Source organism: Pseudoalteromonas sp. T1lg22 (assembly GCF_002964645.1).
Lineage (GTDB): Bacteria > Pseudomonadota > Gammaproteobacteria > Enterobacterales > Alteromonadaceae > Pseudoalteromonas.
In genome coordinates this window covers 18,910-43,996 of record NZ_PQBY01000003.1, presented here as the reverse complement: position 1 = coordinate 43,996, position 25,087 = coordinate 18,910, and the positions used below count along the sequence as shown (strand labels likewise).

The window sequence follows — 25,087 nt, the reverse complement described above, 5'->3', positions numbered from 1 at the left end:
CTTCGGTTTCTCGTCACCCAAACTCAGTAGTGAAACGAAACAGCCGGATGGCCGGCCCCGGTCGAGGATAGTGTGGCATTTGCCATGTGATAAAGCTGTAGGGAACAGCTTTACATCGCATAGGCGACCAGTAGGGCAAGGGCAGGATAGCCCGAAGTAAAGTAGAACATCCTACTTCGTAGCGAGCCAGGGCCTTGTTTAAAGAAACCCGTTGCAGCAATGCAGCGGGTTTTTTGCTTTCTGGCGTTTTAAGTTTTTTGCTTTTAAACCGTCCATTTGTTAACTGATCCCCCTTAGAATAGATTAGCCCCCATACCTTATTTAAGGAGCGGCACGATTAAGTGTGGCTTTAACAATACTTCCCTGTAGCTTGGTTACATCGCTCATCCCCGCTCCTCGCAGAGCTCGTCACCTTCAAGTGGCGTGAGTGAAACTGTTCACTCACTTAATTCCACTTTCAGCCATGCAGCATTGAATACGTCCTGTACTCACCCCTTCGGGCCAGCTAACGCTGTTCAAATCTGTTCCAGACAGATTTGTCACCTCAGAAGCTGCGAAGCAGTGCTTCGGTCTTCTTCGTCTAACAAAACCTTACAATGAATTGTTTGCCTTAATAACAGGAAAAGCGATACAAATAGGTAATAATTAGGGTAATTCTTCACCGTTGGGCTTAATGGAGTGCCTATGCGAGTTGTGTTGTTATGCTTATTGCTTGCGGGTCTGCCCCTGGCTGCGTCGCAAGCGCCAATACAAATGGCTTACGACTGTACTGCCGTGGAAATAGATGAAATCGATCCGGCTACTTTGACTAAGCAGGAGCGTATTAAGTTAATGGAAAATGCGCTGCTTGATTCGGTAAATAAATACAGCACCTGTTTGGATAAGGTGCAGCAGCAAATGGCCAGCGATCAGGCCCAAGCCAGCGCATCGGCTCAGGGGCAGGAGCAGCAAGACGCGCAGGCCCAGTCTCAGTCGCAAGGAACTAGTACTGAACAAATGACCCAAGAATTGCCCTTATCAACCCAAGATCCAGCGCTTACCAAGGAGCAGGAAAAAATGAAATCCGGCGGTGGTCGGGCGCAACAGGTGGTTAAGCCTAAGGATAACGATTCTATTATTTGCACCATGCTCTATGAAGAGATCACCAAAGAAACAAACGATGCCACCAAGCAGGCGTTAATTAAGCAATATGAAGACTACAATTGCACTAAGTAAGCAAAGGTATTGAGATATGATATCTAAGAACCCTTATAGGCTAGCTGCGCTGTTGATCATGATGATTGTCACCCTCAGTGCCTGCCAATCGACCTCAAACAAGAATACTCGTAATGCTCCCCTAGCGGTCGGTCCGAACGCAATGGGGCAGGACTCATACAGCACAGCTAAGGTGCTACCTCAGAGCGATATATTTTTAGATGTTGCGGTGCCGGTATTTGATCCCGGCTTACCCATGGACGGCAATAAGGTCGATTATGATGAGTTGGATGAAATGGATATTTGGCCGCAATTGCGTCGTGCCGAGGCCAAGCGCTTTGCGGTAGAGACCAAGCGCGCCATTGCTGCTACTCAGGCTTTCGGCTCTGTGTCTGTGGTGCCCGATGCCAATACCAGTGCCGATTTATACGTGCTGGGTACGGTATTGCACTCTGACTCCGAGTTTGTGCGTCTTGAGGTAACCGTGGTCGATAGCAGTGGTGAGCCTCTGGATAGCGAAGAGTTTGAGCATCAGGTTACCAAGAGTTATTTCCGCGATGCCTTAAATGAAGGCAAAGATCCCTATCAGCCGGTGTTTGATCAGGTGGCTGACTATGTTTACCGGCTGTTGATGGATCTTTCCGAGCAACAAAAGCAGACCTTGAAAAACACCACTTTAGTACGTTATGCCCATTATTATTCTCCCGAGGCCTTTAAGGACTATCTCAAGGTATCTATCGACCGTAAGAATGGCACCCGTTTTTACAAGTATGAGCTTAATGGCCTGCCAGCGGCTGACGATGCCATGTTGCAACGCATTGAGGTGCTGCGTAATCAAGAAATGTTGTTTGTCGATCGTCTCCAGGATCAGTTCGATGTATTCCAACAAAGTACAGATGATCCTTATCACGAATGGCAGCGTGAAACCTTACCCGAGGCTGTCAGGGCACGAGAGGCCCGTGCCGAGCGTAATACCAAGGCCGTGGTCGGTGCCCTAGGCTTTATAGCTGCCTTGGCGCTGGGCAACAACAGTAACTCAACTTCCACTTCGGTGGCTAAAACAGCAGGTGCCCTGGGCAGTGTTTGGCTGTTAAAGGATGCCTATCAAGCGAATCATAACCTTAAAGTGGCCTCAGCGGTGATCGATGAAATGGGTCAGGGTCTGGACTTAACCCTTAGTCCTCAGGTAATGGAATTTAACGAGCAGCAGGTTGAATTAAGCGGTACCGCTGCCGAGCAGTATCAGCAATGGAAAGCTCATTTAAGGAAGATGTATCATCTTGAAACTAGTGCCAATTAAGCGCCTGCCATTTTCAGTAATAAAGAACACAAGGTATTAGTGGTGGGCGAAGATAAGAAGACGAGCTTAGATCAGCAGCTGCAACAGCAAACCTCGGCCCGCGGGGCAAAGCTCAATACCTATATGCTAGTTGTTGCTGTAACTCTGGCTTTAGTGTTGGCGGCGAGTGTTTGGTATGCCTTAAGTGAGGATGCGGCGATGCCTTCGGCACACATCACATCAGTGCCAAGTGCTGAACTGGCTATTCCCCTTGATAGCGCTGCGAACGAGGTGCTGCGTGAGCAAGTGCAACAGGCTATTTTAACCTTTGAGCAGCAACACCAAGCCCTGCTAACTAACGAACAGGTGATTGCTTTCGCCCCTGAGCGACAAGTACAGGCCAGAGGTGCTTTTGATGTTGCTCTCACGGCCTTTGCACAAGGCCAGTTTCGTCAGGCTCAGGTGTATTTACAGCAGGCCGATGAACTGGCAACCGAGTTATCAGTACAATGGCAGCAAGCCATAGATAGCTGGTATCAGCAGGCATTAAAGGCCCTAGAGGAGCAACGTCCGCAAGAAGCCAGGCTTTATGTGGATAAGATGTATGCGCTCAATGAAGAGGATGCGCGCATCGATACCTTGCAACAGCAGATCCAAGCCTTTACCCAGCAGCAAAGTCTAAGGCGTGATTATCAGGGGGCCGTGGCGGAGCGCGATATAGATAAACAGGCGGCGGTGTTGGCGCAACTTGTGGCATTGCAACCCGAAAACCAGGAGTTGCAGGATAAACTTAATGCTGCCGAGGAAAGCATACGTAAACGCCAAGTTGCCCAGGCGGTCAAAGAGGCGCAGCAGGCCTTGGTACAGCAAGACTTTATCTTGGCCGAGCAGGCGATTACACAATTGCAGCGTTTAAAAGCCGACGGCGACACCCTGAATTTATTGCGCGCGCAACTGAGTAAACAGCAGCGCCAGCTGAGTACCGAGCGCACCCGCGCCCTATTAGTTGCCGCCAGCGAACAGCAAGAGTGGCAGCAGGTAGAGAGCCTAGCGCAGCAGTATTTGGCGCGCGCCCCCGGTGATAGCACCATTACCCACTTGTTGACCCGTGCCAAACAGGTATTGGCGGCGCAGCGCGCTTTAAGTATTTATACGGCGCGGCCCGAGCGTTTAAGCGACAGTCATATTCGCGCTCAGGCCGAGGCGGCGCTGACTAAGGCCCAGCCCTATGCCCCTTACTCGCGGCAATTGGCAAACAGTATCGAAGAGTTGAATCAACACCTGAGTCACTTTAGCACTCCCATCGCCGTGACCTTGCTGTCCGATGAGCAAACCCAGGTACGCATTTATGGCGGTGACCAGCTTGGCGAGTTTGCCCAAAAGCAAGTGATGCTCTTACCCGGCAGTTATACTCTGGAAGGGCGCAGAACGGGTTATGTCAGTGTGAAATATGAGCTTGAGGTGAGCGCAACGGATACGCCAATTACGCTTACCATAGCCTGTACACAAAGGATTTAGTGGTTATGTCAGAGCTAGACGCACAATTAAAACAACGACAAAAAAGCAGCTTGCTACCCTTGCTGATCGCCAGCTGCCTAGCGCTGATGAGCGTGGCGGCCATAGTGATCTATCTGTTTATCGCCAAGGGACATGCTATTAAGGTCTTGCCCGTCGAGGCCCAAGAACAGGCGCAGGTTGAGATTACTGCTGGGTTTGGCTTTGTGACCGATGAGCTGGTCTATCGCTTTGCCAGCGACGTGAAAATTAAGGTCTCCTCTGCCACCTATTTTGCTCAGGAGCTAGTGCTGACAGACACCAGCCCCGCCGCCGTGACTATAGAACTAAAACCCCGCCCAGGTACCTTGATGGGCAAGGTCGCTCAGCCCTATGGCGAACATACCTTGTGGGTTGTTGATGGCCGCTTGCTGGCCAAAGGGGCGACCATTAGCGAGACACTGGGTGAAGGCGATTACACGCTCAGTATCGAAAATCCCTATTATCAAAACCAGCAGCAGGCGCTGATAATGGCACGGGCGCAAACGACCGAGGTAAGCCCTGAGTTAGCTCCCATCTCCGGGGTGCTGGATCTGGCATCCATTCCCAATGGCGCAGAGGTCTATATGGGTGGTAAAAGCCTGGGTAAAACCCCTTTGCGACACACCTTGGCCGGAGGTAGTTATATTCTGGAGTTGCATAAGCCGGGTTATGAGCCGAGTATCGAGAATGTGGAAATTACCGAGCAATATTCGAGTGTTACCCGCCAATACCAACTTAAACCCGAACAAGCCTATTTGGAGATAACCCTGGATCCCGAGGGTGGCAGCCTGTTTATTGATGGTCAGAAGGTGGCGCCAGGGCATGTCGCCGTGGATGCCAATACCATGCACAGGGTGCGCTACGACAAGCCAGGCTATTACAGCTTTAACAGCAAGGTGATCCTGCCCCCCAAGGAGCAAAAATTCTACGCCATTACCCTAAAGCCGGAGCAAGGCAAGGTCAGCGTGCGCAGCAATGTCGAGGCCGAGGTCTATATTAATGGTCAGTTACGAGGTAAAACACCGCTGAGTAAGATCCTGCCGGCTACCGCTCATGAAATTAAGGTGAGCAAACCTGGCTATCGTACTGTGGTTAAAACCCTGACTCCAAGCGCCAAACACGCCTCTACGGTGGATGTCACCTTGCTAACGGAGTTTGATGCCCGCCGTCAGGAGGGGCGCCCCCTATTTGTTTCTACTCTTGGCATGGAGCTGCAGCAATTTAATATGACGCCCTTTACCCTGGGCTCACCAGCCAATGAAGTGGGTCGCCAGCGCAATGAGTTCCAGGTGCAGGTCGACTTCACCCGACCGGTCTGGGTGGGCAAACATGAAGTGACCGAGGCGCAATTTCATGCTTTCGATAAGCAGGTGCATAAATCCCAATTACCGGTAACTAATATCAGTTGGTTGGCCGCCGCACAATACTGTAACTGGCTCAGTGAACAAGAAGCCCTGGAACCCTATTACCGTATCGTTAATAACCAGTTTACGGGTATCAATAAAAAGGCCCGGGGTTATCGTTTGCTGAGTGAGGCGGAATGGGAATGGTTGGCGAAAAAAGCTAAGCGTGCCCGCGCCAGCAAGTATGTGTGGGGCGACAGCGAGCGGGTGCCTAAGGAAGCGGGTAACTTTGCCGATGCCAACCTTAAGGGCAAGCAGGCATTTTATCTGGCTGACTATCAGGACAGCCACGCGGGTAAGGCTCCGGTGGGCAGCTATCGTGCTGATAAGGCCGGTCTTTATGACTTGGCCGGTAATGTTAGTGAATGGGTGTTTGATGTCAGCTCCTATGTCACCCCGGATTTGAACCGGGTGCACAAGGATTATCTTGGCCCAGGGGGGGGAGGTAACCATATTGCCAAGGGCGGCAACTATCAGTCCGGGCGACTGCAGGATTTACGGGCGGCGCTAAAAATCGTTACCGATGGTCCCAGTGAAACCATAGGCTTTCGCATCGCCCGTTATGAGAGGTAAGGTATGAAACGTAAAGGCATATTACTGGTGCTGGCCTTAGTCTTGGTCGGCGCCGTCACTTCGGTCGCGATGGCGGCAAAAATCAGTTTGGACTCACCGGCCACCTTCCCGGTGGATATCTAAGGAGCGCATTATGGTAACGGACAATACCCGCATGAATTTGCCGCCTCTGGTGTCTATCGGCATCTTTATTGCTACCGTCGTTGTGGTGCACTTGCTGTATCAAGGGGTGATCCGCCCTGCGGCGGAAGCCGCTATTGTCGCCCATGGCAGTGGTGCCACGACTAATCTTTGGGTGATCTTAAAAGACGCCGAGCAGCAGGCTTGTATGACCTTGGGCTTGTTCTGTCTGATCCTGATGGGCTACAAGTATTATCGTATCGTCACCAAGGAAGAGCCGGTCTTTACCTTTGACTATCTGCGCTCTTTCCCCAAGGAGGAGGCGCTGAATGTGGATGAAGCCCTGGCGTTTTTAGAAGAAGGGGAGAGTGCAAAAAATAGCTCTGTGGCCACCTGGATCAATTGCTTACGTCGCTATAAAAACACCCAAAATGTGCAGCATGCCGCCGATGCTATTCGTGATAGCGTTGAATCTCTGGCGGCGCAACTGGAGGCGGGCAACGCCACCATTCGCTACTTTATCTGGGCCATTCCCAGTATTGGTTTTGTTGGCACCGTACGCGGTATTGGCTCGGCCCTGGCAAAAGCTGAAGAGGCGGTGGCCGGTGATATCGCCGGTATGGTGGATAAGCTCGGGGTCGCCTTTAACTCGACGCTAGTCTCGCTGTTGCTTTCTATCCTCTTGATGTATGTGCTATTTCATCTTAATAACCGCCAGGATGAAATGGTGCTCAAAACCAAGAACAACTGTGAAACCCATTTGTTAACCCATCTGCATAAGTAGCCAAAATGTTGAAGCGGCGCGGCGAACAAGGGTTAAACCTGTCCTTTCTCGATGTTATGGCCTGCGGCTTGGGCGCTGTTTTGATGATCCTGATTGTCATCAAGTTTCAGGCCTCAACCTCGGTACCCAGCACCGAAATAGAGCGACTGCAGCAAAAGCTCGCCGCCACCGAAGAGCAGGCCAGTGCCTTGCAGCAGGAGCTGGATGAGGTAGCGCAAGCGCTGGCCGCGGTGCAGGCGCAAAACAGTGACAACGACGAGCGCGTGGCCGCGTTAAAACTCATGCAGCAAGCGGCCAGGCAGGCCTTGCAAAATCAACAAGCGGTGGTGGCGCAGTTACAGCAGTCGGTAGCCGCGGCGGCGCCGAAACAGGCGGATGATCCTATTGAGTTAAAGGGTGGTGGTGAGGAGAATTACTTATTGGGCCTCAAGGTTGAAGGTCAGCGTATAGGCATTTTGATCGATCACAGCGCCTCGATGACGGACGAGCAGCTGATCAGGGTGATACGCCGTAAGCTCGGCCCCGCCCAGCAAAAGCAACAGGGGCCAAAATGGCAGCGTACCAAGCGGGTTGCGAAATGGTTGCTGGCGCGGGTGCCGAAGCAGTCTCAGGTCAGCGTGGTCGCCTTTAATTCCGGTGCTCAGGTGCTGGGCAACAGGGCCATCAACTCGGCCAAGGTGGAGGCCAGCATGCAGGCCTTGGTGAAGGACATTGACGCTCTGGTGCCGGAAAATGGCACCGACCTATATACCGCCCTGAGCACCATCAAGAGCACCTTTGCGGATATGGATGCGCTTTACATTATCACCGATGGCTTGCCGACCATGATGTCGGGCGCTAATGGGTTTCGCGAAACAAAACACTGTCAGCCAATAAGCGGTAATATGAAAACCATAGATGGCGATTGTCGTGCCCGAATCCATCAGTTCAGCATCGCCCAAGCCGCCCCCAAGGTACCGACCCATATTGTCTTACTGCCCTTGGAAGGAGACCCGCTGGCGCCGGCGCTTTACTGGAACTGGGCCAATAACACCGGTGGTTTGATGATCGCCCCGGCGCGGAGCTGGCCATGAAGCGGCGTGAACCGGTAGAAATCTTTAGCCTGTCGTTTTTAGACATTATTTCCTGTGCGTTTGGCGCTGTGGTAATGCTGATCCTGCTGGCTAAAAATGGCGATCAGGGTGAGTTTAATGACGCCAGTCAAATTGCCACCCTGGTTCGAGCCTTGGACGGGGCCGAGCGCAGCGTCCAGCAATTACAGCAGGCCTTGAGCGAGGGTGCGGAGCAGTTGGCGGCCGCCGAGGCGCAAGGGGCCAGTAATGCAGAGCAGCAGATGGCCTTGCAGGCACAACTGGCACGGGCCAAGGATAAGGTGCAGCAGTTGACCGATGCCGCCTCCGGGCTGGAGCAAACCCTGGTGGAGCGTCAGCGTGCCGCCATCAATGCCCCACGTGCCTCGGTGCGCGATGACGAGGTGGGTGGTATTCCCGTCGACAGCAATTATGTGGTTTTTATTATCGATACCTCGGGGTCGATGAAAACCATGTGGCCACGGGTGCTGAGGACCATGGACGAGGTGTTGAATAATCATCCCAAGGTACAGGGCTTTCAAGTGCTGTCCGACAATGGAGAGGTGCTGGGCGGACGCTCCCTTGGTACCTGGCGCAGCGACAGTCGGGCGCAGCGCGCCGGGGTACTGCGAGGCTTACAGCAATGGCATGGCAGCTCGAACAGCTCGCCGGTGGAGGGGATAGCCGCCAGCCTCAAGGCCTATGCCCGCTACCAGGGGGATCTCGCGCTTTATGTCTTTGGTGATGACTTTACCGGTACCAGTTACGACGATGCCTTAGCGCAAGTCAACCGGCTGAATCGCAGTACCGGCGGTACGCCTATCGCCCGTATTCATGGCATCGCCTTTAAGCGCAATATGGGCGCGTCACCGGATATGGTGAAGTTTTCCACCCTGATGCGTGAGGTGGCACGGCAAAATAACGGCACCTTTATGGGGCTGTAGTTTGATCTTCAGGTTGGCGCAATGGGTATAACCCTTTTTGTCATCGTACAAAGCATGTTTTAATGTCTCCCTCACACTAAAAAGACCCAGCAGCAGATGGAAAAATATCAATCTATTTATCAGCGTGCGCTTGAGCGCAAGGGCTCACAGGCGCAACTGGAAGCCTTACTCAGTAAGCCAAAAACCACCGAGCAATTAAAGCAACTAACCGATGATATCTGGTTAGAAGAGTTCACCCGAAAAATCTTTCAAAGTGGCTTTTATTGGGCGGTGATCAATGCCAAATGGCCGGGCTTTCGCGAGGTGTTCTGGGATTTTAGCGTTGAGAAATTACTGATGATGGCGCCGGAAATGCTGGAGCAAAAGGCCAGCGATGAACGTATTGTGCGCAACTTTAAAAAAGTGCAAACCTTGCCTATTAATTGTCTAATGATCCATGAAGTAGCACAAGAGCATGGCAGCTTTAGCGACTTTGTTGCCCAGTGGCCGAGCGAGGACATTACCGGCCTTTGGTTATATTTGAAAAAGCACGGCGCTCGCCTCGGTGGCAATACCGGCGCTTTTGCCCTGCGAGCTTTAGGTAAAGACACCTTTATGTTATCGCGCGATGTGGAAGCCTATTGCCGTGCCAATGAGGTGATCGACGGCGGTCTGCACTCGAAGCGCTCCCTGCAGGCCATACAAGGCATGTTTAATGAGCTGCAGCAGCAAAGTGGCCGCTCCTTAACGGAGCTAAGCCAGCTTATCGCCTTTAGCGTTGGCGACAATTATGTTGGTATGCAAACCAACTAAGGATAGCTATGAAGCTAAATAACCCCTATGCCCATATTGGCGCCCTGAGTCACAGCGCCCAGGTGCGTCAGTTTAGTCAGCCGCAGCTGTTGCTGTGGAATAGTGCGTTGGCGAAAACGCTGGGGCTGAGCGAGGACGAAACCACTAAAGCCCAGCTTGCCAGCGGTCAGTCTTATCCGGATGCTAATGCCTTGGCTTATGCCGGTCACCAGTTTGGCAATTACGTGCCCTTGCTCGGCGACGGTCGGGCTCATTTGCTCGGTGCCGTCACCGATCCTCAGGGGCTGAGCTGGGATCTGCAATTAAAGGGCTCAGGAGCAACCCAGTTTTCCCGCGGTGGCGATGGCCTCTGTGGTATTGGCCCGGCGGTGCGCGAATTTATTATGAGCGAAGCATTGGCGGCACTAAAGGTGCCTACCACGCGCTGTTTAAGTGTGGCGCTGAGCGGCGAGACGGTAATGCGACAACAGCCCAGCGCCGGCGCCATAGTGACGCGGGTGGCCAGCAGCCATATTCGCGTTGGCAGCTTTCAGTTTTTAGCCGCGCAGCAGGATGAGCAAGGCTTGGCCCAGTTGGTGGAGCTGACCATAACCCGTCATTACCCCGAGCTGGCCGCGCTGAGCGGGGATGAGCGCTTGTTGGCACTCTTTAGTGCGGTGATGGATAAGCAAATCGAACTGATTGTACACTGGCTGCGCATCGGCTTTATTCATGGGGTGATGAATACCGACAATACCCTGGTCAGTGGTGAAACCATAGATTATGGCCCCTGCGCCATGTTGAACGGCTTTGACTTTGGCCGGGTGTTTAGCTCCATCGACCGTACCGGTCGTTATGCCTTTGGCAATCAACCGCAGATCGCCAGTTGGAACCTGGCGCGCTTCGCGGAAACCCTGATTGACCTGTTTAGCGTAGAGCGCGACCAGGCGGTGGCAGAGTTAACCCAGGTGCTAGGCACCTTCGGCGACAAGTTTAATACCGCCCTTAAAGCCATGTGGCTACAAAAACTGGGGCTCCTGGCCGAGGAGAACGAGGCTGAGGCGCTGGTGGATGAGCTATTGGGGATGATGCAAAAAGAGCAGTTGGATTACACTAATACCTTTGCGGCGCTCACAGACTACAGTCAACAGGGCACAGAGCTGCCAGATACCCTGACGTTAGCCTTGGGAGATTGGCTGGCGCGCTGGCAGGCGTGCGTAGCCGGGCACAAGGAGCACAGCGCGGCGTTGATGAGCGCGGCAAATCCGCAGGTGATCCCCCGTAATCATAGGGTGGAAGAGGTGATCGCCGACTTTGAGCGTCAGGGTCACAGCGACAAGCTGGCGCCGCTGCTGGCGGCTATTCGCAACCCTTATTGCCTTGACCCCGAGCATGCATATTTACAGCAGCCGCCAGAGCAGGGCGAAGACGACAGTTATCAAACCTTCTGTGGCACTTAACTAGATAACGCTAGGTGTAAATAACAAAAAGCCCGAGCATTGCTCGGGCTTTTCAGTCTCAAGAGGCGTAAATCTTAGTGCGCTTTGGCAAACGCCTCTGCTTACGCCATACGCGCAGCATATTTTCGCCAAGGATCTTTTTGATATCCGCATCGCTATAGCCACGGTCCAATAAACCTTGTACCAGGTTAGGGTAGCTGGATACGTCTTTTAGGCCCACCGGCAGTGAGTCACCCACACCATCGTAGTCAGAGCCAATGCCCACATGCTCGATGCCAATCAGTTTCACCACATGGTCGATATGCTCTAGCACCTGCTCCAGGCTGGCGAATGGGAAGGGGTTCTTCTTCAGGAAGGCCGCCTTAAAGTCGGTGGTGTCCTTGCCCGCTTCTTTGGCCTTATCCTGGGCCTCATCGCGACGGTCGTACCAGCTATTTGCGCTGCTGGTCACAAAGCTGGAACCGAAGTTAATTTGGATCACACCGCCGTTCTTTTTCAGCGCCAACAGCATGTCGTCATCCATATTGCGCTCAAAACCCGGCGTGTATTTACGTAGCGAGGAGTGTGAGGCGATCACGGGCACCTTAGACAGCTCCATCACCTGATAGAAGGCCGCATCCGAGATATGCGAGACATCGATCAGCATGCCGATATTATTCATCTCGGTGACCAGCTCTTTACCGAATGGGCTTAGGCCCTTCCATTTACGGCGAATATCATAGCTGGAGTCGGAAATATGGTTGCTTTGCGAATGCGCCAAGGTGATATAACGCACGCCACGCTCATAGAAGTGGTGCAGGTTCTTAATCTCGCCTTCGATGGGGGAGCCATTTTCCATACCCATGGCCAGCGACATCACGCCGTCTTTAAATTGCTTTTCCACATCTGCGACCGAGTCGGCAATGGCGAACTTATCGGGGGCGCGATAGGCCAGCGCTTCCATCATATCGATCAGCTGATTGGCCAGTTCATAGCTTTTACCTTTGCCTTCGAATTCCAAGTTGGCTGGAATATAGATAGACATGAAGGGGGCGTTTAAACCACCTTCAATGGCGCGAGGGTAATCGAAATCACCGCGCTCGGTGGCCTTGCTGACGTCATCCCATTTGTTATGAATGCGATAAGGGACATCGATATGGGTATCGATAAGGATGTTTTCTTGCGCCAGTTTAATGGCTTTTTCAGAAGCCTGATGCACTTGTTGTGCGGCAACGCTAAGGCTGCCAAGAGCCAGCGCTAGGGCCGCGCTGAGGGTGGTGAATTTCATAATAGCCGCTCATTGTTATTATTGAATTTGGTGCCCATTGTGGCGAGGTTTTGGGGTTAAAACAAGGAAATAAGACCAATGAGTGCAGGCACGCACTTGGGCGCTTTTTTAGGTCGGCCTTCCTGCCTCTCCTTCTTGAGTCTGATACCTTGGTGTTCTTAATTGGTGGCAGTAGGCGAGGCTTTGGTACTTGTAGGTCAGACTTCAGTCTGACGACCTAATGGATTTTGTTAGATCTTGTCGCGTTGGGTGAGCGCGTTAAGAAAATAGTCCGGTGGACTATTTTTAGCATGCGAACGCCTTGAGCCAGCGAAAGGCCGGGGACGACAACCAAAGAGGGAGTTCATAACCATCGTGCATATAATTCGTCCATGAAGCTGGGTTCCTGTCGGCATCCCTTCCTCCACCTCCGAGCGCTGCGAAGCGATGCTTCGGTCACTCGTCGCCCCTCTTTGGAAACTCCGCGAACCCGTGATTCGCTAATGCTTGCGAACTCGAGTTTTTGCTAAACGCTCCGCTTTGGCTATGACACGATTTAACGGCCTATCCCTGTGCCGGTAAATCTAGCTCGGCATCAATGCCTCACTGTCCTATACACGCTAGGCAGCAAAAGCCGAGATCGAAAGCGCGAATCTAAACGGGAGTGAGCGATACCTGTCAGTGAGGAGTGGTTACTTAGCTATTGAGAAAAAAGCGCTCAAATTTCTGCTAATACAGTCTTTAATTAGCCTTGTCCTAAGTAATATTTCCTCCAATATCACCGCTGCTGATGACTTTTCTCGTATCCCCTTTTGGATGCAATGTAAGGGGGGGAGGCTTATTCATCGGGGGTTTAAGGATGGCGTTTTTTATGTTGATAACATATTGAATTCAGGCGTTATCAGACTAGGTCAATAATGGCTTGGGTGTTCTGGTAATTTTCAGAGGAAATGGGTGAGCATTTCCTCTGAGTCGGGTCATTGACCCGACAAAACCTAATTAGGCTGCTTGCTCGGTATTCGATTTTAATACCTGTACCAGGTCTTCAATCGTTAACAACACAAGCTGGTGGGCGTGAGCATAGTCGACCAGTGCCCGACCTTTCATCATGCTGCCGTCTTTGTGCATTAGCTCACACAGTACTGCTGCTGGCGAAAGCTTGGCGAGTCGACATAGATCCACGCCACCCTCGGTGTGTCCGCGACGAGTCAGTACGCCTCCAGGGGCGCTGCGCAAAGGAAACACATGCCCCGGCCTTGCAAGATCATCCGCTTTTGCATCGCTGGCGATGGCGGTGCGTATTGTTTGCACCCTATCGGCAGCGGAGACGCCTGTGGTAACCCCCTCTTTGGCTTCAATGGAGACGGTAAACGCGGTTTTATTTTTACTGCTGTTGTCTGTCACCATGGGGGGAAGCGCAAGGTTATCGGCCGCTTCACCGGTTAGTGCCAGGCAGACAATGCCAGAGCAGTCGTTGATAAGCTGGGCCATGATTGGTGTACTGATCAGCTCGGCGGCCACGATTAGGTCGCCTTCGTTTTCTCTGTCCGGGTCGTCCATTAAGAGCACGGGTTTGCCTAACGCGAGATCTGCACAGGCGCGTTGAACGCGTTCAAGTGCGGTTGCACCAAAAGGTGTTAAATTGATATTCATAAGAATCTCCTGATTTTGAAAGTCAAAACTCAGGGGAATTAGGAAAGTGACTGGCACAGCAAAAAGGCACCGTCTAGCCTAACTAAACAGTGTGTTTTTGTACCAAGTATTCTTCTCCCATCCGGACTTTAAGGGACGCTCGCTGAGTACACGAACCCTGAACCGTCGGCTTCGGATTTACACCGAATCTGCTAGACCTTTACCACGCCAAGGTTACTCTTGGTAAAGCGCTCGCGGGCTGATAACCGTCGCCGCCTTCGTATATGTGAATGTGCGAAAGTTAATTACCGCCGGTGGGGAATTCCACCCCGCCCTGAAGAAACGTGCCATTAGTGGCACGGCGTGATTTTATCGCTTGGGGAGTAGATTGCAAAGTCCACAAGTATTTTCACGTAAAATTGCGACTCATGCTATTTGCTTATTGATGATTTCAGCGACTTTCCTTGGGCTACTTTGAGCGATGAAGTGTCCCCCTTCAATTTTTTCAATATTCAGCTGTTTGCATAGGCTCTGAAATAGGTAAATAGCGTGCTGAGGAACTAGTTTGTCGTTAGTTGCTTGGATGTAAGTGCAAGGGACAGAAATTACTTGTTTAGGCCCATTTAGCTGGGCGATATTCTTGAGTCTTTGACGAAGTGTCGTGTTGCTCACTCCTTTCAGAGTACTCATAAATAAAGTTGTCAGGATGCTGTCATGATCTTGGTTACCGAACAGAGCCCAATTTAATAGCTTAACAGGAATGATGTTTTTCTTTATCAATGTCAGCGGGGTCAGGTAAGCATATCTGCTTAGGGGAGATGGGCGCTGAAGAAAACTGGCAGCAAAAATAATGTGTTTAATTTTTAAATTTGAATTCTGAGCTAGAGCATAGGCAATGCGCCCTGAGTAGGATTCAGCGAACAGTATCACTTCTTGGTTACCTAGTCGTTCTGCTATTTCATTCGCGACATCCACTTGTTTGGCATCTGAAAATTGATTTAAAGGATATATTTCGTAATCAATGTGTGCTGGTAAATGTTGAACTAGTGGTGCAAACAACTTCCCAGTTCCATCAAGACCGGGTAGCAATATGAGTTTTGGTGTCTTAAAGCCTAATGCACTCACATGCCATAATCCCGTTCGACTTTAGCGATCCGTAATTTAAACGAGGCATACCACTTCTTGCGTCCTAGTTTTTGCGCTTCAAGATGCTCCATATTGCGCTTCCAGTTTTTTATCGATTCCAGATCGGCCCAGTAGGAGACGGTGATGCCCACTTCCTCGCGAGCAGATTCGACGCCTAAAAAGCCGGGCTGTTGCTCGGCCAGCTCCACCATGCGGGTGGCGGTGTCGCCATAGCCTTCATCTATCTCGGTGCGCACCGAGGTAAAAATAACCGTGTAGTAGGGCGGTTCAGGGGTTTGAGCGATTAACGGCATACACATTCCTTGTTGGCTGAGTGGGCTGCTGCTTTGGGTGATCAGCATAACAGCCGCGGGTGAGTTTGGTTAGCGAAAAATGCTGGTAGTGGTACGGGCTGGTATTTGCCAGCCCCGATTAAAACTCATCCCTATCAATGTGATAGTCGCCTTCCTCGGTCTGCATTTGCTTAAACTGCTGGGCGCTCATAATGTTTACTTCTTCATGGAGTTCCGAGTAAACGATCAGCGCCTCGCCGCTTTTTATCAGGCCAAGCACCTGTTCGATTTTCGTAGCCTTGTCCACCTCGGTTTCACCATAGTCGGTGCCTTCGCGAAGAATAAACTGCTCTATAAGGTTGGTAAGTGCTTCTTTACTTAATTCTTGGTAGGGAATGATCATGCGTTTTCTAATTGCTCTAAGAAATATTGGGGGACGGTTTGCTCTAACCAAAATTCCGGTTTAAACCAGCCGCTGCAACTGATAAAGCCCACATGCCCGCCCTTGGCCGATACGCGTAAATCAACGGCGGCGGAGACATCTTCTGGGCGGGGTACCGCCGGGGTTGCCAGCATGGGGTCGTCTTCGGCATGAATTATCAGGGTCGGGGTGGCAATATGTTTCAAATAGGGCTTGGCACTGCTTTTTTGGTAGTAATCCTCGGCGCCGTTAAAACCATGCAGGGGCGCGGTGATCATATCGTCAAACTGCCATAGGTCATTGATGCTGTTGAGCTGCTCGGCACTCATATCAAGCGCACCTTTGAGGTGCGGCAGCTTGCGGGTCATGGACTTTTTCATGCGGCCAAGCAGGTAGTGCTGATAAATTTTGCCCAGGCTTTTGCGGATCACCTGACAGGAGCTGGATAAATCATGAGGGGCGCTGATCACCGCCGCGGCCTTAAGGCCACTGTGCTCGCGCTGCTCGCCCAGGTATTTGGCCAGGACGTTGCCGCCGAGTGAAAAGCCGACCGCCGCCAAGGCTCGTCCTGGAAAACGTTGCTGCAGGGTGCGGATAAAAAAGCCTAAATCCTGAGTTTCGCCGCTGTGATAGGCGCGGGTTTGTCGGTTTGGTTCGCCGGAGCAATTGCGAAAATGCATCAGCACCGCATCCAGCCCTGCCGCTTGCAACGCCAGCATCATGCCCTTGGCATAAAAGCTGTCGATATTACCCTCCAGACCATGGAGGATGATCACCAGTGGCTTATCCGGCTGGGCTGGTTGTGCCCAGGCAAGATCGAGAAAGTCGTCATCTTCCGTGGTGATGATTTCGCGGCTGACATTCACCTTAAAACCGGGGCGAAAAAAGCGCGGTAAAATGGTTTGCAGGTGGCGGCCGGGCATCCACCAAGCAGGGGTAAAGTGGTTACTCACTGAATATTTACCAACAAAATCAGAATACATCGCGCACTATAGTAACAAAGTTTGGCGACATGCTCATTTTTATCGGATAAAAATAAAGCCTCCGCTAATACAAGATTAGAGGAGGCTTTGTGCGTCGTGCTTAATTTGGTTGGTAGCCAAGGGCGTATAAGCTTGACCCGTGGCGGGGTAATTAGTTTCCTTCAGGAACCTCGGCGTCCATGACTTTCTTCACGAAATAGCCCACATAGAACAAGCAAAGTAAAATCACTACAGTCAGTATGCCGAAAGACATAAACAGCACCGGGTCTGAGAAAAAGTCGCGAAAGAATACTTGCATGATGGCGTCTCCTGTTCCTTTGATATGGCTAGTGTAGGAGAGCCGAGCCGGTGGCAATATGACCTAGATCAAGGTTATTTTAGGGTTAGTCTGTGATTGCGTGCAGAGCTTGATCCAGATCAGCATTTAGCGGCAGTAGGGAGCTGGGTAGATACAAAGCCAGGTTGTTGGCCTTACTCTCAGAGCGCAGTTTCAGGGTATTACAGGCCTGTACCAACTGCATTTGCTGCTGGCGTTCAAACTGCAGTTCGAGGTCGAGTAACTGCTGGCGCAGTGCCGGGTAGTCGGGCAGTGACCCCTGCTGCGCCTTGACCTCGGCGCGCACCTGGCGCAGGGGTTTAAGGGCAAGCTGGTTAAAGGGCGCTATGGCCGTTTGCAGCGCTTGCAACTGGGAAGAGTTTAGAGCTTGCTGGTGGCAGTCTAAATAGGCCAGCAGCAGGCAGAGATTGACGTTCAGGTCGTACTCGTCCTGCCACTGCAACAGGGCTTTTTGCACCTGGGGGTTGGCGTACACAGTGAGGCTAAAGCGCCATAACTCTGCGGCGCTAATCTTGCTCATAAAAGGCCTGCTCTTGCTCTTCGAGCTCGGTCATTAGCTCCAGCAATTCTTCTTCCACCTGCTCCTGCTGTTTTGCCGCCTCGGTTTGCTGTGCCAGCAGTTGCTTGAGCTTTTCCTTATGCTGCTCTTCATACAGGCTGTTATCGCTGAGTTGCTGCTCTATCTCGCTTAGCTGTGGGCTGAGCTTGTCGAGCTGCTTCTCCAGCTTCTCAATGGCTTTTTTCAGCGGCTGCACCTGCTTGCGGAACTCGGCTTCCTTGCGCTTTTGCTCCTTGCGGTTGGCGCTGGAATGGGCCTTATCTTCATTGTTTTGTGCAGGCTTTTCCGCCTGATTGGCCTTAAGCAGCCATTGGTAATAGGCATCGAGATCATAACCAAACTGGCTCACTTCGCCGCTGTCGACCAGATAGAACTCATCGGCGGTGTTCTTTAACAGATGGCGGTCGTGCGATACCGTCACCATGGCGCCTTCAAAACCTTGCAATGCCATAACCAGGGCATGACGCATTTCCAAGTCCAGGTGGTTGGTCGGCTCATCCAGTAACAGCAGGTTCGGTTTTTGATAGACCAGCATGGCCAACACCAGGCGGGCTTTCTCGCCACCGGAGAAAGGCGCCACCGCCTCCAGCGCCTTATCGCCGATAAAGGCAAAGCCGCCAAGGAAATCACGCAGCGACTGCTCGCTGGCCTGCGGGTCCAGGCGTTGCAGGTGGGTCACCGGGCTGGCCTCTAGATCCAGGGCTTCCAACTGATGCTGAGCAAAGTAACCCACCTTGAGGCCCTGGTGATAAAACACCTCACCGGCCTGGGGTTTGATCTCCTGAGCCAGTAATTTGATCAGTGTGGATTTACCGGCACCGTTGCGACCTAGTAAGGCAATGCGACTGCCCGGTACCAAATTGAGCTTAATGCTGTGCAAAATGGTGGTGTCGCCATAGCCGGCCTGGGCGCCATCAAGGGCGATCAGCGGATTGGGCAGGGCATCGGGCTCGGCAAAGCTAAAGTCGAATGGTGAGTCGACATGGGCTGGGGCCAGCTTTTCCATGCGCTCTAAGGCCTTAACCCTGCTTTGGGCCTGTTTGGCCTTGCTGGCCTTGGCCTTAAAGCGGGCGATAAACTTTTCTAAATGGGCAATTTGTTCCTGTTGTTTAACAAATTGCGCCTGATGCTGGGCCAAACGCTCGGCCTTTTGGCGTTCAAACTGGGAGTAATTGCCCTTGTACACATTGATCAATTGCTGATCTATGTGCCAGATTTCACCGACCACGGCATCGAGAAACTCTCGGTCGTGCGAGATAAGCACCAGGGTGCCGCTGTAGGCACGCAAAAAGCGCTCGAGCCAATACACCGCATCCAGATCCAGGTGGTTGGTCGGTTCATCGAGCAACAGCAGGTCGGCATCGCGGATCAGCGCCTGTGCCAGGTTAAGACGCATACGCCAGCCCCCGGAAAAGTCACTGACCGGATAATCTATCTGGCTATTGGTAAAGCCTAAACCATGCAGCAGCTCTCCGGCTTTGGCCTCAATGCTGTAACCCTTCATCAATTCCAGCTGTTGGTGCACCCTGGCCTGGGTATCGCCATCGCCGCTTTGCTCCGCCGCTTTCAGCTCGGTGCGCAGCGCATAATACTGGGGGTGACCCTGCAACACATACTCAAGGGCGCTGATATCCAGGGCCGGAGTTTCTTGCTTGACCGAGGCAATGGACCATTCCTTGGGAACTTTGGCTTCACCGGCATCGAGTTGCAGTTCGCCTTTAAGCAAGGCAAACAGGCTCGATTTACCACAGCCATTACTGCCCACTAAGCCCACTTTATGTTGTGGGAACAAGGTGGCACTGGCATTTTTTAACAGGCATTTTGGGCCGCGTAAAAGCTCGATGTCGCTGATTTGAATCATAGTTACTGCATGGTGTTAATAATGGAGCACATCATATCATGGAGTCCTTGCCCAAGCGGGAAAGTTTTTATGATAAACTGGCGCTTTAAAGCCGGGTGTTTTCGGCCAAGGGGTTGAGAGTATGAAACAGAAAAAGCGTTTTATTGCCGGGGCCAGTTGTCCCGAGTGTCAGCAAATGGATACCATGATGCTGTATAAAGAGCATGATGTGGAAAAAGTACAATGTGTTGAGTGCGGTCATATCATGACCCAGCCGGAAAACGCCGTACAAGCATCAACACGTCAGTTTGAGCAGGTGATCGGCGTTTTCAAACCGGAGTAAACACCTGTTATTAATAATGCGGCGGGGGCGGCTCTTGCTCCTGCGGCATCATTGTCGAACTGCTTTGCACTTCACGGAACTTCTCGCCCAATAGCTCCATCTGACGGCGCATCTTCGCCATCTGCTGTTGGTGCGCCTTAAGCTCATCATTCAGTATATCTATGGTCTCGTCTTGAAACGCCACCTTGGCCTCGAGACTTTCAATACGTGCTTCTAAGTGGTTCATGGGGCTCTCTTAATCTCAAAATACTCGGACAGAGCACTGGAACTTTTGGTGCTCGGTTGATTCTGTTCGTTAAGGCAACGGCTGGCCGCAACCTGATAATCCAACACGCGTTTGCTGCAGAGGATATTCCACAGCGTTGGACATTTTCTGGCAGGCAATATACTGCAAATTACTGTGCTGTGCACCTGTTGTCAGCTCCCAAACCCCTGCTTGGCATTTGCTGTCGTGCTGTTATCGGCGTAAATATCCGGGGCGATAACCAGATTCTGTTCATCTTCACTCAAGTACCATTGAAATTTTAGCGCCCTGACTTGATTGTTGCAGGTGATGACACCATGTCTATCCCGGACACTAGGCTATAACGATCGCCTTCTTATATGGCGGCGTGTGGGTGCTGTTTAACAGCATAGAATTGCTGCGGCTGACGGGCGACAATCAGGCTTCACAAGGCCGTAACGACTAGTGTGCAAATTATTATCATAAATTTGCACGTGTCCCTTAACTCTGTTGCTTCAAGCAGTTAGACTAGGGTCGCAACTCAAGGTTGTTTTTCTAATTATTTCATTAAAGTAATTTGAAAAACAGCCTCATGCTGGAGTTGGAAAAATGGGCTTTACGGGTTAAGGTCTGTTAATCAAAATTTAGTTTTGTAACCTTAAATTGGCAACCCTATGTTGCCGGAGATAGATATGAAAAAAACAATTAAGCTATCGCTTGTAGCGGCATCAGTACTAGCCCTTGCAGCGTGTAACCAAGAAGCAGCTAAGCAAGAAGTAAAAGAAGTAAAACTAGAAACTGAAGCTCAGCAACAGGCTTATGGTATTGGTGCCTCTGTGGGTACTTTCCTAAACAAAGATCTAGCGGACAAAAAAGAGCTGGGTATCGTGCTTGACCAAGAGCTATTGCTACGTGGTTTTAAAGATGCGCTAGCCGGTGAAGCCAAGCTAGACGAAGAGAAAATTCGTGAAGTGCTAACTACTCTTGATGAGTCAGTACGTACTAAGCAGCAAGAGCAAGCGAAAGCCGCTGCAGCCAAGAGCAAAGAAGAAGGTGAAAAATACCTAGCCGATAACGCTAAGAAAGAAGGCGTGACGGTAACTGAGTCTGGCCTACAGTGGGAAGTGCTGACGGCTGCCGAAGGCGACAAGCCAGCTGAAACCGACACGGTTAAGGTACACTACAAAGGCACCTTGATTGACGGTACCGAGTTCGACAGCTCTTACTCTCGTAACGAACCTACCAGCTTCCCGCTTAACCGCGTTATCCCTGGCTGGACTGAAGGTCTACAACTTATGCCTGTTGGCTCTAAGTACAAGTTCACTATTCCTTCAGAGCTTGCTTACGGCGAGCGTGACCTAGGTAAGATCCCTGCTAACTCAACGCTGGTATTCGAAGTTGAGCTGCTTGAGATCGTTAAAGCGGAAAAGACTGACGCTGAGTAATCAGGGTTAGTTGTTGTGCGGTGGTCAACACTGCCGCACACAAGCATAAACGCAAAAAAAAGCCCCACTCAATGAGTGGGGCTTTTTTGTGTATTGAATTAAGTGTGATTGGTGTAGAGGTTGTGGATCAACTCATCTTCCAATTCAAAGCGAATGCTCAGTGCTTCGCCGAGCTGCGATAGGTCTTTATCGAAGTTCTCAAGTAAATCGTCGCTTTTGGTTTCCGCGTAGTTATCGTTAAAGTCGAGGGCGATATCTGTGGTGGCGGAAATTTGCGGATACAAGGAGCGCGCTAATTTCAGACTGTCTGCGCCGCGGCTTTCGCATTGCTTAACTATGTCGTCGTAGATTTCAAAATGGCCGGCTGAGAGGTAGTCCATCAGTAATTGGCAAAAACTCTGGATATTGGCTTGCTCCGGTAATGCCTGATCATGCTTACCATGGTGCGCCGGACCCGCTAGGCCGCAGTACTGCACCAATAGTTCCTGGCGGTCGGTTAACCACTTATCGATGACGCTATGGCTACCACCCCATTTTTGTTGTGCTTTTTCCAATTGCGATAACATCATTGCTCTCCTAACCTCGCTGGCGTTACCTTCTATAAAAAGGAAATCTGAGGCAAAGGTCAACCTATTTTTCACAATTATTATTTCAGATTATTACAGGGCGGAGGTCGGATGATTGTTATCAGGCAGGTTAGAGAAATAAAGCGCTGGAAAAGAAAAAGCCACCGCAAGGGTGGCCGAATTTCTTTAGCAGTCTCGTTGTACGAGCTTCTTTTTATTATGTTTGTTCTAACTTTTTATTATTATTCTCTAGAACGGCATTAGTTATACCAAGGTCGTATAAGCGTTGCAAGTTCTTTTAACAAAAAAATTTACATTTTTTTATCAAGCTTCACATTTGCTGCCGCACAAATGTGCATTTCCATGATCTATTTCATCATAGTGAATCTAGGTTATGGTAGAATCCCGCCCAACTAAAATTTGAACCGAAAGAGTTACGCCATGAGCGAATTGAAAAATGATCGTTATTTACGTGCCTTAGCTAAACAGCCCGTTGATAAAACGCCGGTATGGATGATGCGTCAAGCCGGTCGCTATTTGCCAGAGTATCGCGCTACCCGATCTCAGGCCGGGGACTTTATGAGCTTATGTAAAAATGCCGAGCTCGCTTGTGAGGTAACTTTACAGCCATTGCGTCGTTATCCTTTGGACGCGGCGATTCTGTTCAGCGACATTCTGACCATTCCTGATGCCATGGGCTTGGGACTGTACTTCGAAACCGGTGAAGGCCCTAAATTTGAGCGCCCAGTAACGAGTTATGCAGATGTTGCCAAGATCGCCATTCCCGATCCGGAAGACGAGCTGGGCTACGTGATGAACGCGGTTCGCACCATTCGTCGCGAGCTTAAGGGCGAAGTGCCTTTAATCGGTTTCTCTGGTTCACCTTGGACCCTGGCGACCTACATGGTTGAGGGCGGTTCGAGCAAAACCTTCGGTAAAATTAAGAAAATGGCCTTTGCTGAGCCTAAAACGCTTCACTTGTTGTTAGACAAGCTGGCCGACTCGGTTACTAGCTATCTGAATGCGCAGGTAAAAGCCGGTGCGCAGTCCTTAATGATTTTCGATTCATGGGGTGGGGTATTAAGCCCGCGTGACTACGAAGAGTTCTCACTGCGTTACATGCACAAAATCGTTGATGGCTTAATTCGTGAAAACGATGGCCGTAAAGTACCGGTCACCCTGTTCACTAAGAGCGGTGGTCAGTGGATCGAAAAGATTGCTGCGACCGGCTGTGATGCCATAGGTCTGGATTGGACCATAGATATTGCCGATGCCAAGCGCCGTGTAGGCGACAAGGTGGCACTGCAGGGTAATATGGATCCATCCATGCTGCATGCCTCACCTGAGCGCATTCGTGAAGAAGTAGCGTCGATTCTGGCCGGTTTTGGTCATGGCAGCGGTCATGTATTCAACCTGGGCCATGGTATTACCCCGGACGTTGATCCTGAGCACGCCGGTGCCTTTATCAATGCCGTACATGAGCTAAGTGCGCAATACCACAAGTAATTACAGCCTAAAGAAAAAGCCCGCAGTTGCGGGCTTTTTTGTGTCTGTTAGCAGCCTTTAGTAAATCAGGCTGGTGCCGTTGGCCATCATGGAGGCACGGCCTTCCATCAGCTCCAGGTAATTCTGCGTTGGCCAGTTACGGCGCTTGGCTTCGTCGTATGCCTGGCGCAGGTATTTTTCACCTTGCTGCATGCGTCCCAGTTCGCTGTAGGCAACACCCAGTACGGAAAGCAGGACCGGGTTATCCGGTGCTTCGGCGCGAGCAAGCTCGGCGTATTTTACCGCTTCTTCATAGTTGCGGATCGATTCCTTATCGGCAAAAGCAAGCAGCTTGGCATAGGCGATCATCGCCGGCAGATACTGCTGATGCGTGGCTTGTTTAAGAATTTTCGCCGCTTTATCCAGGTCATAATGCACAGTTTCATAGTCGAGCAGCTTGTTGGCCAATTGATATTGAGCGCGCTCGTTACCACTGTGGCTGGCTACTTCCAACCAGTTATAAGCCTTTTGTTTATCGGCTTTACAGGCAGTGCCGTATTCAAAGCAACGAACCAACCATAATTGCGCGTCATAGTTGCCGTTAATGGCAGCGCGGTAGTACCAATCCAGGTAATGCTCATCGCTGTTGTCCACTAAGCCGGCTTCCAGCATCATGGCGTAGCGAGCCTGGGCGTAGTTATTGCCTTGAACGGCGAGCGCTTTAAGCTTTTGTGAATACTCCGCCAATTGTGACTTATATTCACGGCGATAATTGTTCTGGCTGCTTTGTAATTCAAAGGTGTGAGTTAGGTCGAACACAGCTTGCGGTTCGCCGCTGTAGTCGTTAGGTACATTGTATTGCCACTGGGCAATAGCGGCTAAGGCGGCGTCATCTATTACTCCTTTAGGGAAGGAGGCGATCACCCGCTCATTTATAACATGACCCTGCTGGTTAACGTCAAAGCTCACCGTGGCCCAGGCGCTTTGAATACCGCCCTCATCGTTATATTCCGGATTTACCTTTTGTTTAACCGAAATATAGCGAGCATCGTGGCCGGATTTATCTTCAATGGGCGCCAGGGTTTGCTGGTGTTTGTCATAACCGAATTTGTATGACAATGCCTTGTAGTGGTCTTTCCCGTCTTTACGAGAGGGGACAGTACTGCGGATATCACGATAGCGATCTTTGGCGTCGTCGTTACCGTAATCCAGGGCAAGCATATACCAAGAAAAAGCGTTGTAGATATCGGCTGGGGCTCCAAGGCCCTGCTCATACATCTTGGCTAGCTCGAACATGGCTTGGGGGTGCCCCTGCTCGGCGAGCTTTTTAAATTCAGAGAAGGCGGCGTCGAAATTTTTATTTTGGAGATCTTTCTGCGCGCTGGAATAATCGGCGAATGTGGCGAAACTTGCCAGACTTAATGCTGCACAAAGACCAAAAGCACGTATTTTCAT

The 25,087-nt window shown here is 51.2% G+C and carries 24 protein-coding genes and 1 riboswitch; of the genes, 12 read left to right on the top strand and 12 right to left on the bottom strand.

The genetic code is table 11. The features are described from left to right. Positions 1–684: 684 nt before the first annotated feature. From C2M24_RS02240 to C2M24_RS02200, 9 genes are all read left to right on the top strand, one after another. Entirely contained in the window at positions 685–1,215 is a 531-nt protein-coding gene (locus C2M24_RS02240; protein WP_105213180.1) for a hypothetical protein, read from the top strand. A 16-nt stretch (positions 1,216–1,231) separates the two neighbouring features. Continuing rightward, entirely contained in the window at positions 1,232–2,494 is a 1,263-nt protein-coding gene (locus tag C2M24_RS02235; RefSeq protein ID WP_233999484.1) for a hypothetical protein, read from the top strand. A gap of 42 nt (positions 2,495–2,536) precedes the next feature. Continuing rightward, positions 2,537–3,991: a hypothetical protein gene (locus C2M24_RS02230; RefSeq protein ID WP_105213178.1), complete on the top strand. Its 1,455-nt coding sequence runs from the start codon at positions 2,537–2,539 to the stop codon at positions 3,989–3,991. A 5-nt stretch (positions 3,992–3,996) separates the two neighbouring features. Then, positions 3,997–5,985 (top strand): PEGA domain-containing protein, encoded by a 1,989-nt coding sequence (locus C2M24_RS02225; RefSeq protein ID WP_105213177.1) that lies wholly within the window; start codon positions 3,997–3,999, stop codon positions 5,983–5,985. 133 nt (positions 5,986–6,118) lie between these two features. After that, positions 6,119–6,889 carry a MotA/TolQ/ExbB proton channel family protein gene (locus tag C2M24_RS02220; protein ID WP_105213176.1) on the top strand — a complete coding sequence of 257 codons (771 nt, stop codon included), beginning with the start codon at positions 6,119–6,121 and terminating at the stop codon, positions 6,887–6,889. Positions 6,890–6,894: 5 nt separating this feature from the next. Then, on the top strand, positions 6,895–7,962 hold the full coding sequence (locus C2M24_RS02215) for a vWA domain-containing protein (RefSeq protein WP_105213175.1): 1,068 nt from the start codon (positions 6,895–6,897) through the stop codon (positions 7,960–7,962). After that, the gene (locus tag C2M24_RS02210; RefSeq protein ID WP_105213174.1) at positions 7,959–8,903 is read left to right on the top strand and encodes a hypothetical protein; all 945 of its coding nucleotides are present in this window, start codon (positions 7,959–7,961) and stop codon (positions 8,901–8,903) included. The genes C2M24_RS02215 and C2M24_RS02210 overlap by 4 nt, the downstream gene beginning before the upstream one ends. A gap of 96 nt (positions 8,904–8,999) precedes the next feature. Then, entirely contained in the window at positions 9,000–9,695 is a 696-nt protein-coding gene (locus C2M24_RS02205) for a DNA-3-methyladenine glycosylase I (protein ID WP_105200421.1), read from the top strand. Positions 9,696–9,703: 8 nt separating this feature from the next. Beyond that, entirely contained in the window at positions 9,704–11,134 is a 1,431-nt protein-coding gene (locus C2M24_RS02200; RefSeq protein WP_105213173.1) for a protein adenylyltransferase SelO, read from the top strand. 58 nt (positions 11,135–11,192) lie between these two features. Here the strand turns inward: C2M24_RS02200 and C2M24_RS02195 are convergent, their stop codons facing one another. The 9 genes from C2M24_RS02195 to C2M24_RS02155 form a co-directional block, all read right to left on the bottom strand. Next, complete coding sequence (locus C2M24_RS02195; RefSeq protein WP_105213172.1) at positions 11,193–12,401, bottom strand: dipeptidase; 1,209 nt, start codon at positions 12,399–12,401, stop codon at positions 11,193–11,195. Positions 12,402–13,379: 978 nt separating this feature from the next. Then, entirely contained in the window at positions 13,380–14,033 is a 654-nt protein-coding gene (gene ribB / locus C2M24_RS02185; protein ID WP_105213170.1) for a 3,4-dihydroxy-2-butanone-4-phosphate synthase, read from the bottom strand. Between the two features lie 105 nt (positions 14,034–14,138). Further along, a riboswitch (FMN riboswitch) is annotated at positions 14,139–14,358 on the bottom strand. Between the two features lie 80 nt (positions 14,359–14,438). Continuing rightward, positions 14,439–15,137 (bottom strand): alpha/beta fold hydrolase, encoded by a 699-nt coding sequence (locus tag C2M24_RS02180; RefSeq protein ID WP_105213169.1) that lies wholly within the window; start codon positions 15,135–15,137, stop codon positions 14,439–14,441. After that, entirely contained in the window at positions 15,134–15,451 is a 318-nt protein-coding gene (locus tag C2M24_RS02175; protein WP_105213168.1) for an antibiotic biosynthesis monooxygenase family protein, read from the bottom strand. The genes C2M24_RS02180 and C2M24_RS02175 overlap by 4 nt, the downstream gene beginning before the upstream one ends. Before the next feature lie 118 nt (positions 15,452–15,569). After that, positions 15,570–15,833, bottom strand: a complete 264-nt coding sequence (locus tag C2M24_RS02170) for a YheU family protein (RefSeq protein ID WP_105213167.1) — start codon at positions 15,831–15,833, stop codon at positions 15,570–15,572. Further along, on the bottom strand, positions 15,830–16,804 hold the full coding sequence (locus C2M24_RS02165; RefSeq protein WP_199775682.1) for a hydrolase: 975 nt from the start codon (positions 16,802–16,804) through the stop codon (positions 15,830–15,832). The genes C2M24_RS02170 and C2M24_RS02165 overlap by 4 nt, the downstream gene beginning before the upstream one ends. A gap of 181 nt (positions 16,805–16,985) precedes the next feature. Then, positions 16,986–17,132 carry a DUF3149 domain-containing protein gene (locus C2M24_RS15940; protein ID WP_158677986.1) on the bottom strand — a complete coding sequence of 49 codons (147 nt, stop codon included), beginning with the start codon at positions 17,130–17,132 and terminating at the stop codon, positions 16,986–16,988. Positions 17,133–17,217: 85 nt separating this feature from the next. Further along, positions 17,218–17,691 carry a TIGR02444 family protein gene (locus C2M24_RS02160; RefSeq protein ID WP_105213165.1) on the bottom strand — a complete coding sequence of 158 codons (474 nt, stop codon included), beginning with the start codon at positions 17,689–17,691 and terminating at the stop codon, positions 17,218–17,220. Next, positions 17,678–19,591, bottom strand: a complete 1,914-nt coding sequence (locus C2M24_RS02155; protein WP_105213164.1) for an ATP-binding cassette domain-containing protein — start codon at positions 19,589–19,591, stop codon at positions 17,678–17,680. The genes C2M24_RS02160 and C2M24_RS02155 overlap by 14 nt, the downstream gene beginning before the upstream one ends. Before the next feature lie 121 nt (positions 19,592–19,712). Between C2M24_RS02155 and C2M24_RS02150 the strand changes: the two genes are divergently transcribed. Continuing rightward, complete coding sequence (locus tag C2M24_RS02150; RefSeq protein WP_105190300.1) at positions 19,713–19,913, top strand: YheV family putative zinc ribbon protein; 201 nt, start codon at positions 19,713–19,715, stop codon at positions 19,911–19,913. 10 nt (positions 19,914–19,923) lie between these two features. On the opposite strand, the gene C2M24_RS02145 is transcribed toward C2M24_RS02150, so the two are convergent. Continuing rightward, positions 19,924–20,139, bottom strand: a complete 216-nt coding sequence (locus C2M24_RS02145) for a SlyX family protein (RefSeq protein ID WP_105200413.1) — start codon at positions 20,137–20,139, stop codon at positions 19,924–19,926. Positions 20,140–20,828: 689 nt separating this feature from the next. On the opposite strand from C2M24_RS02145, the gene fkpA reads away from it, so the two are divergent. Continuing rightward, positions 20,829–21,581 (top strand): FKBP-type peptidyl-prolyl cis-trans isomerase, encoded by a 753-nt coding sequence (fkpA, locus tag C2M24_RS02140; protein ID WP_105200429.1) that lies wholly within the window; start codon positions 20,829–20,831, stop codon positions 21,579–21,581. Between the two features lie 98 nt (positions 21,582–21,679). On the opposite strand, the gene rsd is transcribed toward fkpA, so the two are convergent. After that, on the bottom strand, positions 21,680–22,147 hold the full coding sequence (gene rsd, locus C2M24_RS02135) for a sigma D regulator (protein WP_105213163.1): 468 nt from the start codon (positions 22,145–22,147) through the stop codon (positions 21,680–21,682). A 441-nt stretch (positions 22,148–22,588) separates the two neighbouring features. Here rsd and hemE point away from each other — a divergent pair, with 441 nt between their 5' ends. Next, positions 22,589–23,653 carry a uroporphyrinogen decarboxylase gene (gene hemE, locus C2M24_RS02130; protein WP_105200411.1) on the top strand — a complete coding sequence of 355 codons (1,065 nt, stop codon included), beginning with the start codon at positions 22,589–22,591 and terminating at the stop codon, positions 23,651–23,653. 57 nt (positions 23,654–23,710) lie between these two features. Here the strand turns inward: hemE and C2M24_RS02125 are convergent, their stop codons facing one another. Beyond that, the gene (locus tag C2M24_RS02125; protein WP_105213162.1) at positions 23,711–25,087 is read right to left on the bottom strand and encodes a tetratricopeptide repeat protein; all 1,377 of its coding nucleotides are present in this window, start codon (positions 25,085–25,087) and stop codon (positions 23,711–23,713) included.

Bases quoted from the DNA above. Each gene is read 5' to 3' on its own strand.
- C2M24_RS02125 (WP_105213162.1), bottom strand. From the start codon at position 25,087: ATGAAAATACGTGCTTTTGGTCTTTGTGCAGCATTAAGTCTGGCAAGT.
- C2M24_RS02215 (WP_105213175.1), top strand. From the start codon at position 6,895: ATGTTGAAGCGGCGCGGCGAACAAGGGTTAAACCTGTCCTTTCTCGAT.
- C2M24_RS02160 (WP_105213165.1), bottom strand. From the start codon at position 17,691: ATGAGCAAGATTAGCGCCGCAGAGTTATGGCGCTTTAGCCTCACTGTG.
- C2M24_RS02175 (WP_105213168.1), bottom strand. From the start codon at position 15,451: ATGCCGTTAATCGCTCAAACCCCTGAACCGCCCTACTACACGGTTATT.
- C2M24_RS02220 (WP_105213176.1), top strand. From the start codon at position 6,119: ATGGTAACGGACAATACCCGCATGAATTTGCCGCCTCTGGTGTCTATC.
- hemE (WP_105200411.1), top strand. From the start codon at position 22,589: ATGAGCGAATTGAAAAATGATCGTTATTTACGTGCCTTAGCTAAACAG.
- ribB (WP_105213170.1), bottom strand. From the start codon at position 14,033: ATGAATATCAATTTAACACCTTTTGGTGCAACCGCACTTGAACGCGTT.
- C2M24_RS02155 (WP_105213164.1), bottom strand. From the start codon at position 19,591: ATGATTCAAATCAGCGACATCGAGCTTTTACGCGGCCCAAAATGCCTG.
- C2M24_RS02150 (WP_105190300.1), top strand. From the start codon at position 19,713: ATGAAACAGAAAAAGCGTTTTATTGCCGGGGCCAGTTGTCCCGAGTGT.
- C2M24_RS02145 (WP_105200413.1), bottom strand. From the start codon at position 20,139: ATGAACCACTTAGAAGCACGTATTGAAAGTCTCGAGGCCAAGGTGGCG.
- rsd (WP_105213163.1), bottom strand. From the start codon at position 22,147: ATGTTATCGCAATTGGAAAAAGCACAACAAAAATGGGGTGGTAGCCAT.
- C2M24_RS02200 (WP_105213173.1), top strand. From the start codon at position 9,704: ATGAAGCTAAATAACCCCTATGCCCATATTGGCGCCCTGAGTCACAGC.
- C2M24_RS02205 (WP_105200421.1), top strand. From the start codon at position 9,000: ATGGAAAAATATCAATCTATTTATCAGCGTGCGCTTGAGCGCAAGGGC.
- C2M24_RS02235 (WP_233999484.1), top strand. From the start codon at position 1,232: ATGATATCTAAGAACCCTTATAGGCTAGCTGCGCTGTTGATCATGATG.
- fkpA (WP_105200429.1), top strand. From the start codon at position 20,829: ATGAAAAAAACAATTAAGCTATCGCTTGTAGCGGCATCAGTACTAGCC.
- C2M24_RS02225 (WP_105213177.1), top strand. From the start codon at position 3,997: ATGTCAGAGCTAGACGCACAATTAAAACAACGACAAAAAAGCAGCTTG.
- C2M24_RS02170 (WP_105213167.1), bottom strand. From the start codon at position 15,833: ATGATCATTCCCTACCAAGAATTAAGTAAAGAAGCACTTACCAACCTT.
- C2M24_RS02210 (WP_105213174.1), top strand. From the start codon at position 7,959: ATGAAGCGGCGTGAACCGGTAGAAATCTTTAGCCTGTCGTTTTTAGAC.
- C2M24_RS02195 (WP_105213172.1), bottom strand. From the start codon at position 12,401: ATGAAATTCACCACCCTCAGCGCGGCCCTAGCGCTGGCTCTTGGCAGC.
- C2M24_RS02240 (WP_105213180.1), top strand. From the start codon at position 685: ATGCGAGTTGTGTTGTTATGCTTATTGCTTGCGGGTCTGCCCCTGGCT.
- C2M24_RS15940 (WP_158677986.1), bottom strand. From the start codon at position 17,132: ATGCAAGTATTCTTTCGCGACTTTTTCTCAGACCCGGTGCTGTTTATG.